This window comes from Mycobacterium sp. ACS1612, assembly GCF_001667505.1.
In the GTDB taxonomy this organism is placed as follows: Bacteria; Actinomycetota; Actinomycetes; order Mycobacteriales; family Mycobacteriaceae; genus Mycobacterium.
In genome coordinates, this window is record NZ_LZHZ01000027.1 from 29338 (window position 1) to 42876 (window position 13539).

The window sequence follows — 13539 nt, forward strand, 5'->3', positions numbered from 1 at the left end:
GGGCCCTACCTGTTGTTCACCTGCCGAGACGATGATGAGTCAGATGACCGCCCAGGCCTTGTCCCCCACGCTTTCCGATGCCGAACTCGACCTGATCAACGCTTACTGGCGGGCCGCCAACTACCTGTCGGTGGGCCAGATCTACCTGCTGGACAACCCGCTGCTGCAGGAGCCGCTCGCGCCCGAACACATCAAGCCGCGGCTGCTCGGCCACTGGGGCACCACCCCGGGGCTGAACCTGATCTACGCGCACCTCAACCGCGTCATCCGGCACCGCGACCTCAACATCATCTACATCACCGGCCCCGGACACGGTGGGCCAGGCTTGGTGGCCAACGCCTATCTCGAGGGCACCTACAGCGAGGTGTACTCGGGCATCGAAGAGGATGTCGACGGGATGCGAAAATTGTTCCGCCAGTTCTCTTTTCCCGGCGGTATCCCCAGCCATGTCGCCGCCGAGACACCAGGGTCCATCCACGAGGGCGGTGAGCTGGGATATGCGCTCGTGCATGCCTACGGTGCCGCGTTCGACAACCCCGACCTGGTGGTCGCATGCGTGATCGGCGACGGTGAGGCCGAAACCGGGCCGCTGGCCGCGAGCTGGCATTCCAACAAGTTCCTCAACCCGGTGACCGACGGCGCAGTGCTGCCGATCCTGCACCTCAACGGATACAAGATCGCCAACCCGACGGTGCTGTCGCGGATTCCGCAGGAAGAACTCGAGTCGCTGCTCTACGGCTACGGCTACCGGCCGATCACCGTCGCCGGTGACGATCCGGCCAACGTCCATCAGCAGCTGGCCACCGCGCTGGACGAGGCGTTCGACCAGATCGGCGCGATCCAGCAGGCGGCCCGGCTGGACGGCGAGAAGGGCAGGCCGCTGTGGCCGATGATCGTGATGCGCACCCCGAAGGGCTGGACCGGGCCACGGGAGGTGGACGGCAAGAAGGTGGAGGGCACCTGGCGCTCGCATCAGGTGCCGCTGTCCGAGACGCACACCAACCCCGAGCACATGGCGCAGCTGGAGCAGTGGTTGCGCAGCTACCGGCCCGAGGAGTTGTTCGACGAGCACGGTGCGCTGCGCGGAGAACTGCGCGCGCTGGCGCCGAGCGGACAACGCAGGATGAGCGCCAACCCGCACGCCAACGGCGGCCTGCTTCTGCGCGACCTCGACCTGCCCGACTTCGCGGATTACGCCGTGGCCGTTGAGAATCCGGCTTCCGAGTCGGCCGAGGCGACGCGCGTGCTCGGCACCTTCCTGCGCGACGTGATCGCCCGCAACCCGGACCGGTTCCGGCTGATGGGACCCGACGAAACCGCGTCGAACCGGCTGTCGGCGGTGCTCGACGCCACCGACAAGGCGTGGCTGGCGGAGGTCGACGACGACGACGAGCACCTCGGGCCCGAGGGCCGGGTGATGGAGGTGCTGTCGGAGCATCTGTGCCAGGGCTGGCTGGAGGGTTATCTGCTGACCGGCAGGCACGGGCTGTTCAACTGCTACGAGGCGTTCGTGCACATCGTCGATTCCATGCTCAACCAACACGCAAAATGGCTGACCCGCAACCGCGAGCTGACCTGGCGGCAACCCATCGCGTCGCTCAATTACCTTCTGACATCCCATGTTTGGCGCCAGGACCACAACGGGGCATCGCATCAGGATCCCGGCTTCATCGACCACGTGGCGAACAAGCGGCCCGAGGTGGTGCGGGTGTATCTGCCGCCGGACGCCAACACCTTGCTGTCGGTGGGCGATCACTGCCTGCGCAGCCGCGACTACGTCAACGTGATCGTCGCCGGTAAGCAGCCTGCCCTGACGTATCTGGACATGGAGTCCGCGATCGCCCATTGCACCCGCGGCCTGGGCATCTGGGAGTGGGCGGGCACCGCCACCGCGGAGCCCGACGTGGTGCTGGCCTGCGCGGGCGACATCCCGACGCTGGAGACGCTCGCCGCCGCAGACATCCTTCGCCGCGAGTTGCCCGACCTGGCGGTGCGGGTGATCAACGTCGTCGACATCATGCGGCTGCAACCGGCGACCGAGCATCCGCACGGACTGTCGGATCACGAGTTCGACGCCCTGTTCACCACCGACAAACCGGTGATCTTCGCCTATCACGGCTATCCCTGGCTGATTCACCGGTTGACCTACAGCCGGACCAACCACGGCCAACTCCACGTGCGCGGGTTCAAAGAGCGTGGCACCACGACCACCCCGTTCGACATGGTGATGCTCAACGACTTGGACCGGTTCCATCTGGTGATCGATGTGATCGACCGGGTCGAAGGGCTGGCCAACCGGGCGGCGGTGCTGCGTCAGCGGATGCTCGACGCCCGGCTGGCCGCCCGTCGCTACACCCGCGAGCACGGCGAAGACGACCCCGCGATCGCCGGCTGGACGTGGGACCCGCAGATCTGAATCGCCGGTAAACTGGCTCGCAATGTCGGCCCAGGCTCTCGCCCCCAATCCCCATCCCGTGGTGGGGCAACTGGCGGCTCTGCACCACTTCCGCACCTACGTCGACATCGGCGTGGTCGTAGTGGTGTTGGCGTTGACGAATCTGATCGCGCACTTCACCACCCCGTGGGCCAGCATCGCGACCGTGCCTGCCGCGGCGGTCGGCTTGGTGATCCTGGTCCGCTCGCGCGGCCTCGGCTGGGCCGAACTGGGCTTGAGCCGCGAGCACTGGAAGGCAGGCGCGGGCTACGCGGTGGCCGCCGTCGCGGTGGTGCTGACGGTGATCGCGATCGGCATGCTGCTGCCCTGGACGCGGCCGATGTTCTTGAACGACAACTACGCAACGGTGTCCGGCGCGGTGATCGCCTCGATGCTCATCATCCCGCTGCAGACCGTCATCCCCGAGGAGTTGGCGTTTCGCGGGGTGCTGCACGGCGCGCTGAACCGCGCGTGGGGCTTCCGCGGGGTCGCTGCGGCGGGTTCACTGCTGTTCGGGTTGTGGCATATCGCCACCTCGTTGGGGTTGACCAGCAGCAACGTCGGCTTCACCCGGTTGTTCGGCGGTGGCCTGCTCGGCACCGTCGCCGGTGTGGTGCTGGCGGTGGCGGCGACGGCCGTCGCGGGCTTCGTGTTCACCTGGCTGCGCAAACGCAGCGGCAGCCTGATCGCGCCGATCGCGCTGCACTGGTCGCTGAACGGACTCGGTGCGCTGGCCGCGGCGTTGGTTTGGCACCTGTCGCGCTAGCGCGCCCTGCTTCTCGCGCGGAACGCGCGGTTCTTCAACTTGTTGCCGCACGCGGCCATGTCGCACCAGGTGCCGCCGTGATTTCGGGCCCTGTCGTAGAACGCCCATTGGCATTCGTCATTCGCGCACGCCTTGAGACGGGCCCAGGTTCCGTCGCGCTGGGCGTCGCGGATGACCAGGAGCAGGTCGACGAGTCGATCGTCGGTTGAATCGCCGGATGCCGCGAGCTGGATGTGGCCGTCGTCACCGAGATCGACTCGGGCCCTGCCCCGTTCGGCCACCGACCGCAGCACGTCCAGCGCCGAGTTATTCGGTGGCGGCCCACCGGCGTTGTAGACCAACATGGCGCGTAGCGCCTCGCGAACCGAACGGAGACGTTCGAGATCGATCGCGGCGTGGTCGGCGTTGGGAGTGAGTAGGCGGTTGTCGATCAGCCACGGTCGGGCGTCGGCGGCATCGGCGAGCCGGTCCGCGCCGTCGGGCAGTTCGACCGTGTTGACCAACGCTTGGACCAGCCGTAGCGGCCCTGGCGCGGGTTTCGGTTCGTCGTCGCCGAGCCATTGTGTGGGCTGCGGAGTCATGACGTGAGGCTACGCGGCCATGACCGGTAAATCAATTTGACTGGTTATGCATGACCGGTATAGCGTGTTAGATAGTCACGAGGTTTCACCCGGTACGGATTGGTTAGAGGTAGATGACGATGTCGAACAACAGGATTTCGCCGGATATCCTGTCCGCCGCGAGCGACGCCCTGCGGTGGACGCCGGCGCCGCGGCCCTCGCTCGTGGCCCGGGTGACCGCGCGGTTGCGCGCGGACACGTTTGACCATCAGCTTGCCGTCGGAGTCGCCCCGGTTGACGGCAGCGCGCTGGCGGCTCACCAGGCGCGGTTGACGTCGCGGCAGGAACGCGAGGCGATCGCCCGGTCGCTGCAGCACGCCGTCAACGACGCCCGGTCCGGCGCGGTGTTCTCGTCGCGAATTCCGTTGCATTCCAGGAACATCTCGGCCGCCGAGGAGTTGATCGACAGGATCACGCTGCGGCTGCACTCCCCCAGGCCGGTGAGCGCACGCGGGATGGCGCGGCTGCGCCGGGTGCTCTCCGACGGCAGCGGCCCGTTCTACTGGTACGGCAAGGGCGATTTGGCAGGCCGGCTTGGCGCCGCGTTGGCGGCGCTCTAGATCAGCGCCGGCTCAGATTCCTGTGCACAACGACACGAATGGAATCGGCGCGCAGATGCCTATCGAGAAGTACGGTGTCAGGTCACCATTCCATGCCGGCGCCGGTGGTGGCGGCGGAGGCGGTGGCGGAAGCGGCGCGGCCACGCAGCTGTTCGAAGGCCCGTCATACACGGTTCCCCAGCCGCATTCGGCTGCCGCGGCTCTGCCTGGCATCACCAACGTCAATGATGCGAGTGGCACCAGAAGTGCCGCGCCGATTGTCAGATGAAGAATTTTCCCCTGCATCATCTGGCCTCCCTCGGACATCCCGACCTCGGCTTGGTCAGGATCATATGACCTGGACAAGATCGTTTCTCGAAAATTGACAGCGCCGAATACTGTCGAGGGAAGGCCGTTCTAGACCATTAACACTGCCGCCCCTGCGATGCGGCCTCCGCTGAGATCCGACAGCGCGCGGTCGGCACGCCCGAGCGGGTACTTCGGGGTGGTCACCTCGAGGTGATGCTTTCCGGCGAATGCCAAGAACTCGCGGGCATCGTCGCGGGTATTGGATGTCACCGACCGCACTTGGCGCTCCTGGAAAAGGTGGCGTTCGTAGTTCAGGGTCGGGATGTCGCTCAGGTAGATGCCAGCGATCGCGAGCGTGCCGCCGCGGTCTAGTGCCTCTAGTGCAGCCAGCACCAGATCCCCGACCGGCGCGAACAGGATCGCCGCATCCAGAGGCACGGGTGGCCGATCCGCAGCACCCTGCGCCGACGCCGCTCCCAGTGACAGCGCCAATTCGCGGGCGCTTTCCCCTCGGGTCATCACGTGTACCTCCGCGCCCTGAGCGAGAGCCACCTGCGCGCTGAGATGGGCGCTGCCGCCGAATCCGTAAATGCCCAGCCTGCCACCCGCGGGCAGGTCGGCCCGCAGAAGCGAGCGGTAGCCGATGATGCCCGCACACAGCAGCGGGGCGAGGTCGGTGTCGGAGTAGCCGGAGGGCAGGTGGTGCGCGAAAGTCGCTGGCACAGTGGCGAATTCGGCATACCCGCCGTCGGCGTCCCAACCGGTGTAGCGGGATTGCGGGCAGAGGTTCTCCTGACCGCGCTTGCAGAACTGGCAGTGCCCGCACGTGTGTCGCAGCCATGCGATGCCGACACGGTCGCCGATCGAGAACTCGTCGCCCACATCGGGGCCTACCCCCGCGACCTCCCCGACCACTTCGTGGCCGGGTATCACGTGAGGCCGGTGCACGGGCAGGTCGCCCTCGGTGACGTGCAGGTCGGTGCGGCACACGCCACAGGCGTGCACGGCGACGAGCAGCTCGCCCGGACCTGGCCGCGGCACCTCGACGGTGACGCGGTCCAGCGGACTGGTGGAAATCGGGCCCGGGGTTCGGACCCGCCACGCACTCATGGTTGGGGCGGCCATGCCCCTATGGTGCTCGTCCGTCGAGAGTTATGCGCCCGCTATGTCTTTCGCTGCGCCGTGGGTCGGCCCGTAACGGGCCGACCCCACTAGCCGTTACGCCGGGGGCAGCATCCCCGGTGCGCTATTCGGGTCGACCGGAACCGGCACACCGACATTCGGGTTCTGCCCCGGCGCCGGCGAGGTCACTCCGCCCGCGGGTGGTGGCGGCGCGTTCGGGTCCGGCGGCGGCGGAGGCGGCGGCGTGTACGGCCGGATCGACTGTGCCAGCGTCACGGCCTCGTCCTTGGGCACCGGGTTGTTCGCGGTGCCCAGCCACACAACAAACCACCGCTCGGGCGCGCGCTGGCCGCGCGGCGTGCCGGGCGTGGTGGGCGAGCCGACCACGCCTGCCCAGATCTGACCGGTCGGCTTGTTCGTGTCAGTGAACTTCACCTCGTAATACGACGCGACGCCCTCCATACCGCCCGCATTCAGCGGCACGGTTTGCTGGTTGACGCGCGTACCGGGGAACGGCATGAAGAACTCACCCATATCGGACGCAAGCCGCTGCGCCGCCTTGGTGTTGTCAGTTTCCGCGCCTGCGAACAACTTCAGGTCGAGCCGGCCCAGCAGCACGCTGGTGTCGCTCGGCGGCGGTGCGGGTTGGCCGTTGGGCCCGGTGGCCTCGGCCGGAATCTTGTTCAGCAGCGCCTGCCCGTAGGACAACTGGGTCGCGTCGGCCACCTTCCACCCCGCGGGTACGACGTAGCTGAAGCCGCCCGCGGCGTTGTCCACCCGACCCGGCTCCGGTGGCGGGGCGGGCGCAGGCGGCGGCGGGGCATTCGGATCCGCGGGCGGTGGCGGCGGCGCGTTCGGGTCCGCGGGCGGTGGCGGCGGCGCGTTGGGATCCGCGGGCGGCGGCGGAGGCGCGGGGGCTCCAGGAGGCGGCGGCGGACCGTTGAGGAACGTGTTGCCCGCAGGAGGCGGCGGCGGTGGCGGCGGCGTCGGGTCGGCACTTGCCACCGAAGGCAGTGTCAGCACCACCACCGAGGCGCCGGTGAGCGCCGCGATCGCCAGTGTTTTGGGGAGGCCCTTGCGGTGTTCCGGCTGAAGCATGTGGAAGAAACTACCGTGTTACGGCCGTGACGCAAGTGCGTGTTGCTCAAAAAGTGTTCAGCAGAAAGATTGCTGTATATCAAATAGTTACTGACAGAGCAATTTTCGCGAGATTGCTGGCACGGCGACGCCCCCGCGCGTCGCGCGGGCGGTCGAAGCTATGTGCATCCCCGGATTTGTGGCCGTTTCGCAACCTTTGAATCGGGCTGGAGCACGGCGTTGTTACGCGCTCGGATGGACCGCGACCTCCTGGGCCTTCACCGACATGTAGATGCGGTCGCCGGGCACCAGCCGCAGTTCGGCAGCCGACTCGGCAGTGATGTCGGCGGCCAGCCCCGGTGCGCCGTCGGGCTGCTCGTCGGCGCGCACCCGGATCACCGCGCCGCGGCTGTCGAGTTCGGCGACCGTCACCTCGACGGTGTTGCGTGGGCTGCCGTGCGGCTTGTCCCGGTAGATCGCGACGGCCGCGGGGTTGAACAGCGCCACAGCTGACTCGCCTGCCACCACGTCCGGCGCCGGGTTGCCGTGCCAGATGCTCCCCCACTGCGTGGTCAGCACCCCGTCGGCGTCCGCGATGCCGCCCACCAGGTTCACCCCGGCGAACCGCGCGCCGAAGCGACTTCGCGGAGTGGCCAAAACCGTTGCCGCCGAGCCGGATTCGACGACCCGGCCGTCGTCGATGACGAGCACACGGTCGGCCAGCGTCAGCACGTCGAGCAGGTCGTGGGTGACCATCAGCGCGCAGCGGCCGTCGCGGGCGAGCACGCGTCGCAGCACCTTGCGCATCGCGGTGGCCGCGCCGACGTCCAGACCGGTCAATGGCTCGTCGAGCAGCAGCACATCGGGCTCCGCGGCGAGCGCCCTGGCCAGCGCCACCCGCTGCGCCTGCCCGCCCGACAGCTGTCGCGGCAGCCGATCGCCGAGTTCGGCGGCGTCGACCTCGGCGAGCCAATGTGCCGCCGCCGCACGGGAACTGCGGGGCGCGAACGCCACGTTGCGGATCACGTTCAGATGCGGAAACAGCAACGGGTCCTGCAGCAGCAGGCCGACTCGCCGATCGTGGGTGGCGACGTGAATTCCCGCGGCGGTGTCGGTCAGCACCCGCTGCCCGACACGCACGTCGCCACGATCCGGCCGCACCAGACCTGCGATCACGTGCAGGGCCGTCGACTTGCCCGCTCCGTTCGGGCCGAGCACGGCCAGCACTTCGCCTGCGGCGACTTCGAATTCGAGGTCGATATCGCGACTGTCGACGACCGCCCGCAGCTGCACACCGGTCATCGCATGTCACCAGGCACTGGCGTTGCGCAGCCTGCGGCTGCCCAATCCGAGGACGACGACAGCCGCCACGGCGACCAGCAGCAGGGACAGCGCGACCGCGGCGTCGGCGTCGCTCTCGCGCTGCAGATAGATCTCCAGCGGCAGCGTCCTGGTGACGCCTTCACGAGACCCGGCGAACGTCAGCGTCGCGCCGAACTCGCCGAGCGAGCGGGCGAACGCCAGCACCGCACCGGAGATCAGGCCCGGCGCCAGGAGCGGCAACGACACCCGCCACCACACCGTCGTCGGCCTCGCGCCGAGCGTCGCGGCCACCACCTCGTAGTCCGCGCCCGCGGTGCGGGCCGCGCCTTCCAGCGCGATGACGAGAAACGGCAGCGACACGAACGTCTGCGCCAGCACCACGGCCGTCGTCGTGAACGCGATCTGGATGCCCGCGGCGTCGAGGTACTCGCCGATCAAGCCGAGCCGACCGAACGCGTACAGCAGCGCGATTCCGCCGACCACAGGCGGCAGCACCAGCGGCAACAGAATCAACGGCCTGGCGATACGGACCAGGCGGGCGTCGCCGCGGGCCAGGACCAGCGCCATCGGCACACCAAACAGCAGGCACAGCGCGGTGCTCGCCGCCGCGGTCTTGAGGCTCAGCACCAGCGCGGTGGTCGACGACTCGCTGCTGATCAGCGTCCAGAAGTGCGGCCAATCGACCTTGACCGCCACCGCGAGCAGCGGCAGCACGACGAAGCACGCCCCGATCGCCGCGGGCAGATAAATCCAGCGGGGCAGCACAAATGACGACCCTATGGCACATGCCCCGAACTGTTGCCGTGTCGAATTTCACGCGCTAGCTACTGTCCAGTAACATGACCGGTGACTCGCTGGGGTTCAGCGTTGAACGAAGGTAGGAGGGCCTTAGTCATGGAGGTGCTCGTCACCGGCGGCGATACCGATCTGGGACGCACGGTCGCGGAGAGGTTTTGCGATGCGGGGCATCGGGTCGTGATCGCAGGGGCGCGCCGCGACGACCTCGAGGTCGCCGCCAAGGAACTCGATGTCGACGCGATCGTTTTCGACAACACCGATCCGGCCAGTCTCGAAGAGGCACGCAGCCGATTCCCGCACCATCTGGACACCATCGTCAACGTGCCCGCGCCGCGCTGGGATGCGGGCGATCCGCGCACCTACACGCTGAGCGACCTGGCCGCGGCTTGGCGCAACGCGCTGGACTCGACCGCCCTTTCGGCGGTGTTGACCGTCCAGATCCTCGGCGATCATCTGCGGTCGGGCGGCTCGATCGTCAACGTCATTCCCGACCAGCCTCGCGAAGGCAGCGCGGAGTCCGCGGTGAAGGCCGCGATCGCAGACTGGACCGCCGGGCAGGCCACGCACTTCGGCACCCGCGGCATCACGGTCAACGCGGTGGCGTCGGGCCGCAACGCGGAGCCCTGCTACGACGGTCTGTCGCGCACTCCCGCGCCGGTGGCCGGCGAGATCGCCCGGTTGGCGTTGTTCCTGACGACGCCCGCCGCCCGGCACATCACCGGACAGACGCTGCACGTCAGCCACGGCGCGCTGACGAACTTCGGCTGAAATATTCCCCGTTCGCCGGGAGCTAAAACGGGGTGACCGCCCCGCTTAGTTGTGGTTACGTGAGCCGCGTGACAATCAAACTCGGACTCCAGATCCCCAACTTCAGTTACGGCACCGGTGTCGAAGCGATCTTCCCGACCGTGATCGCGCAGGCCCAGGAAGCCGATGCGGCAGGCTTCGACTCGGTCTTCCTGATGGACCACTTGTATCAGCTGCCCGGCCTCGGCACCCCCGACCAGCCGATGCTAGAGGCGTACACCGCGCTCGGCGGACTCGCGGCCATCACCGAGAACGTCCAACTCGGCACCCTCGTGACCGGCAACACGTACCGCAATCCGACGCTGTTGGCCAAGGAGATCACCACGCTCGACGTGATGAGCCAGGGCCGCGCGATCCTGGGCATCGGCACCGGCTGGTTCGAGCTCGAACACGAGCAACTCGGCTACGAGTTCGGCACCTTCACCGACCGCTTCAACAAGTTGGGCGAGGCGCTGCAGATCATCCTGCCGATGCTGCGCGGCGAGCGGCCGACCTTCGAGGGCACGTACTACCGCGCCAAGGAGGCGATGGCCAACCCGCGGTTCCGTGATCACATCCCGCTGATGATCGGCGGCAGCGGCGAGAAGAAGACGATTCCGTTGGCCGCCAAGTACTTTGACCACCTCAACATCATCGCCGGCTTCGACGAACTGGCCCGCAAGGTGGCCGTGGTGAAGCAGCGCTGCGAGGAGATCGACCGTGATCCCGCGACGTTGGAGACCAGTGTTCTGGTCATCGCCATCATCGACGAGAAGTTCTCGGCTGACCAGGTTCCGGAGGACTTCCGGCAGCAGGCCGTGGTCGGCGGCCCCGAGCAGGTGGCCGACCAGATCAAGGAAAAGGTGCTCGACGCCGGCGTCGACGGTGTCATCCTCAGCCCGGTCACCAGCATCAACGGGTATCAGCCGGGCAACATCACCGCGGTGGCCGAGAAGTTGAAGCCGATGCTCGCGGGATAGCCAGCGTTTAAACGCGTGTCGGCGTGGCAAATCTCACCGCGCTGCGGGGATACCGGGCGACTACCGTAGTGTCTGTATAAGTGCACGTGTAGTCCGTCGAGGAGCCCAAAATGAGCCATCCCGGAGCCACTGCAACTGACCGCCACAAGGTGGTGATCATCGGTTCGGGTTTCGGCGGTTTGAACGCCGCGAAGGCACTCAAGCATGCCGACGTGGACATCAAGATGATCGCGCGGACCACGCATCATCTGTTCCAGCCGTTGCTGTATCAGGTGGCCACCGGGATCATCTCGTCGGGTGAGATTGCCCCGCCGACACGCATCATCCTGCGCAGGCAGAAAAACGTGCAGGTGCTGCTGGGCAACGTGACACGCATCGACCTCGCGAACAAGACCATCAAGTCGGAGTTGCTCGGCCACACCTACGTCACGCCGTACGACAGCCTGATCATCGCGGCGGGCGCCGGCCAGTCCTACTTCGGCAACGATCACTTCGCCGAGTGGGCGCCGGGCATGAAGACCGTCGACGACGCACTCGAGTTGCGCGGCCGCATCCTCGGCGCGTTCGAACAAGCTGAACGCTCGAGTGATCCCGCGCGCCGCGAGAAGCTGTTGACGTTCACGGTCGTCGGCGCCGGGCCCACCGGTGTCGAGATGGCCGGGCAGATCGCCGAACTCGCCGACCACACGCTCAAAGGCGCGTTCCGGCATATCGATTCGACGCAGGCCAAGGTTATCCTGCTGGACGCGGCGCCTGCGGTGCTACCGCCGATGGGCGAGAAGCTCGGCAAGAAGGCGCAGGCCCGGTTGGAGAAGATGGGCGTCGACATCCAGCTCGGCGCGATGGTCACCGACGTCGACCGCAACGGCATCACGGTCAAGGATTCCGACGGCACCATCCGGCGTATCGAGTCGGCGACCAAGGTGTGGTCGGCCGGTGTATCGGCCAGCCCGCTGGGACGCGACCTCGCCGAGCAGTCCGATGTGGAGCTGGACCGTGCCGGTCGGGTGAAGGTGCTGCCGGACCTGACAATTCCCGGCCATCCGAATGTCTTCGTGGTCGGCGACATGGCGGCCGTGGAAGGGGTGCCGGGCATGGCGCAGGGCGCCATCCAGGGCGCCAAGTACGCGGCCAAGGCAATCAAGGCTGAACTGCGGGGCGCCGATCCCGCGCAGCGTGAGCCGTTCCAGTACTTCGACAAGGGTTCGATGGCCACCGTGTCGCGGTTCTCCGCGGTCGCCAAGGTCGGCCCCATCGAGTTCGGCGGCTTCATCGCCTGGCTGGCCTGGCTGGTGTTGCACTTGATCTACCTCGTCGGCTTCAAGACGAAGGTCACCACGCTGCTGTCGTGGACGGTCACGTTCCTGTCCAGGGCGCGCGGCAACCTGACCATCACCGAGCAGCAGGCCTACGCGCGCACCAGGATCGAAGAACTCCAGGAGATCGCGGCCGGGGTTCAGGACGGTGAACGGGCGGCGAGCTAGAGTCGCTCGCCCTGCCAGGTCGACAGGCAGCCGCCGCCGGCCAGCGCGAGTCTCACGCCCTCGGTGGCGGCGTCACTGTCGGGATAGTGCAATTCGCTGACGCACGCCATCGGCGTGCCGAGCGCGTCGTCGGCGACCGATCCGTTGCCCAGTTCGATTCGATGCCGAAGAAGCGGTGACCCGTCGACGTCGGCGTGCAGTGAGCCCGTCCAAAACCCTTCGCGCTCATCGGATCTGCCGATCTGGATGCGTTCGCGCAACCGGACCCGGCTTGCTTCGGCCAGTTCGAGCCGCGTCGACGTGAAGTGGCGCGAGGTGGCGGCGACGACGGTCGGTTGCGGATCGAGGTCGAGATCGCCTGCCACCTCCAGCGTCCAGACCGCGTGCGACTCCCGCGTCACCGAACCGGGGAGCGTCACCGTCGCCGCCGCGGTGCGCACCCGCAGCAGGGCGCCGGCCTCCACCACGACGCGGATGTGGATCGCGTCGCCGCCGAGCGGGGTGGCGGCCGCGGACACCAGGTGCACGGTGTCCGGTTCGGTGCGCCGCGCCGCGACCGCTCCCGCACACTCGATGTGCGGATGCCTGCCGCTGCGGGCGACGATCAGGACGTTGGAACGCACAGCTGTTCCCGCACCCAGGCCAACACCGCCGACGCGGCGGGATCTTCGGTCAACGAGATCAGGGCCGTCGGCCTGTCGCCGCGCACCTTGGCCGCGTCGCGACGCATGACCTCCAGGTCGGCGCCCACCAACGGGGCGAGGTCGGTCTTGTTGACCACCAACAGATCTGAATACGTGACGCCAGGCCCGCCTTTACGGGGCACCTTGTCGCCGCCCGCGACGTCGATGACGAAGATCTGCACATCGACCAGCCCCGAGGAGAACGTCGCCGTCAGGTTGTCGCCGCCGGACTCGACGAGGATCAGGTCGAGGCGGTCGTTGCGGGCGATCAGGTCCTCGACCGCATCCAGGTTCGCGGTGATGTCGTCGCGGATCGCGGTGTGCGGGCACCCGCCGGTCTGCACCGCGGCGATCCTTTCGTCCGGCAAAACCGCATGGCGGCGCAGGAAGTCGGCATCCTCGGTGGTGTAGATGTCGTTGGTCAGCACGGCCAGCGACAACTCGTCGCGGAGTTGGCGGCACAGTGCGGCGACGAGTGCGGTCTTGCCGGAGCCGACAGGACCGCCGACGCCGATGCGCAGCGGCTCCCCCGGTTCCCGCTGCCTGCGCGGTCGTTCAGTGTGGGCGTGGGGCTCGCCAGCCGATTCGAAAGAGTGGTAATGCGGTGGCATGGCCTGC

General features: G+C 67.6%; 13 protein-coding genes. 6 read left to right on the forward strand and 7 right to left on the reverse strand.

Annotated elements, in window-relative coordinates:
- Positions 1 to 43 precede the first annotated feature (43 nt).
- On the forward strand, positions 44 to 2416 hold the full coding sequence (locus A5724_RS11005; RefSeq protein WP_067800739.1) for a phosphoketolase: 2373 nt from the start codon (positions 44 to 46) through the stop codon (positions 2414 to 2416).
- Between the two features lie 22 nt (positions 2417 to 2438).
- On the forward strand, positions 2439 to 3200 hold the full coding sequence (locus A5724_RS11010) for a CPBP family intramembrane glutamic endopeptidase (protein ID WP_067800742.1): 762 nt from the start codon (positions 2439 to 2441) through the stop codon (positions 3198 to 3200).
- Here the strand turns inward: A5724_RS11010 and A5724_RS11015 are convergent.
- Positions 3197 to 3781 carry a CGNR zinc finger domain-containing protein gene (locus A5724_RS11015; protein WP_067800744.1) on the reverse strand — a complete coding sequence of 195 codons (585 nt, stop codon included), beginning with the start codon at positions 3779 to 3781 and terminating at the stop codon, positions 3197 to 3199. The genes A5724_RS11010 and A5724_RS11015 overlap by 4 nt on opposite strands.
- Before the next feature lie 119 nt (positions 3782 to 3900).
- Here A5724_RS11015 and A5724_RS11020 point away from each other — a divergent pair, with 119 nt between their 5' ends.
- Complete coding sequence (locus A5724_RS11020; protein ID WP_067801219.1) at positions 3901 to 4380, forward strand: hypothetical protein; 480 nt, start codon at positions 3901 to 3903, stop codon at positions 4378 to 4380.
- A gap of 396 nt (positions 4381 to 4776) precedes the next feature.
- Here the strand turns inward: A5724_RS11020 and A5724_RS11030 are convergent, their stop codons facing one another.
- From A5724_RS11030 to A5724_RS11045, 4 genes are all read right to left on the reverse strand, one after another.
- Positions 4777 to 5793 (reverse strand): zinc-binding alcohol dehydrogenase family protein, encoded by a 1017-nt coding sequence (locus A5724_RS11030; RefSeq protein ID WP_067800750.1) that lies wholly within the window; start codon positions 5791 to 5793, stop codon positions 4777 to 4779.
- A 93-nt stretch (positions 5794 to 5886) separates the two neighbouring features.
- The gene (locus tag A5724_RS11035) at positions 5887 to 6888 is read right to left on the reverse strand and encodes an alanine and proline-rich secreted protein Apa (protein ID WP_067800753.1); all 1002 of its coding nucleotides are present in this window, start codon (positions 6886 to 6888) and stop codon (positions 5887 to 5889) included.
- Positions 6889 to 7110: 222 nt separating this feature from the next.
- Positions 7111 to 8169 (reverse strand): sulfate/molybdate ABC transporter ATP-binding protein, encoded by a 1059-nt coding sequence (locus A5724_RS11040; protein WP_067800756.1) that lies wholly within the window; start codon positions 8167 to 8169, stop codon positions 7111 to 7113.
- Positions 8170 to 8175: 6 nt separating this feature from the next.
- A complete protein-coding gene (locus A5724_RS11045; RefSeq protein WP_197518621.1) occupies positions 8176 to 8970 on the reverse strand; it encodes an ABC transporter permease in 795 nt (264 codons plus the stop codon).
- 114 nt (positions 8971 to 9084) lie between these two features.
- On the opposite strand from A5724_RS11045, the gene A5724_RS11050 reads away from it, so the two are divergent.
- The 3 genes from A5724_RS11050 (at position 9085) to A5724_RS11060 (ending at position 12238) form a co-directional block, all read left to right on the forward strand.
- Positions 9085 to 9756 carry an SDR family oxidoreductase gene (locus tag A5724_RS11050; RefSeq protein ID WP_067800760.1) on the forward strand — a complete coding sequence of 224 codons (672 nt, stop codon included), beginning with the start codon at positions 9085 to 9087 and terminating at the stop codon, positions 9754 to 9756.
- Between the two features lie 68 nt (positions 9757 to 9824).
- The gene (locus tag A5724_RS11055; RefSeq protein WP_067800763.1) at positions 9825 to 10754 is read left to right on the forward strand and encodes an LLM class F420-dependent oxidoreductase; all 930 of its coding nucleotides are present in this window, start codon (positions 9825 to 9827) and stop codon (positions 10752 to 10754) included.
- Positions 10755 to 10864: 110 nt separating this feature from the next.
- Positions 10865 to 12238, forward strand: coding sequence for an NAD(P)/FAD-dependent oxidoreductase (locus tag A5724_RS11060; RefSeq protein WP_067800765.1), 1374 nt, complete (start codon positions 10865 to 10867; stop codon positions 12236 to 12238).
- On the opposite strand, the gene A5724_RS11065 is transcribed toward A5724_RS11060, so the two are convergent.
- Positions 12235 to 12861 (reverse strand): urease accessory protein UreD, encoded by a 627-nt coding sequence (locus A5724_RS11065; RefSeq protein WP_067800768.1) that lies wholly within the window; start codon positions 12859 to 12861, stop codon positions 12235 to 12237. The genes A5724_RS11060 and A5724_RS11065 overlap by 4 nt on opposite strands.
- The gene (ureG, locus tag A5724_RS11070; RefSeq protein WP_067800771.1) at positions 12843 to 13532 is read right to left on the reverse strand and encodes an urease accessory protein UreG; all 690 of its coding nucleotides are present in this window, start codon (positions 13530 to 13532) and stop codon (positions 12843 to 12845) included. Before ureG ends, A5724_RS11065 begins: the two co-directional genes overlap by 19 nt.
- Positions 13533 to 13539 lie beyond the last annotated feature (7 nt).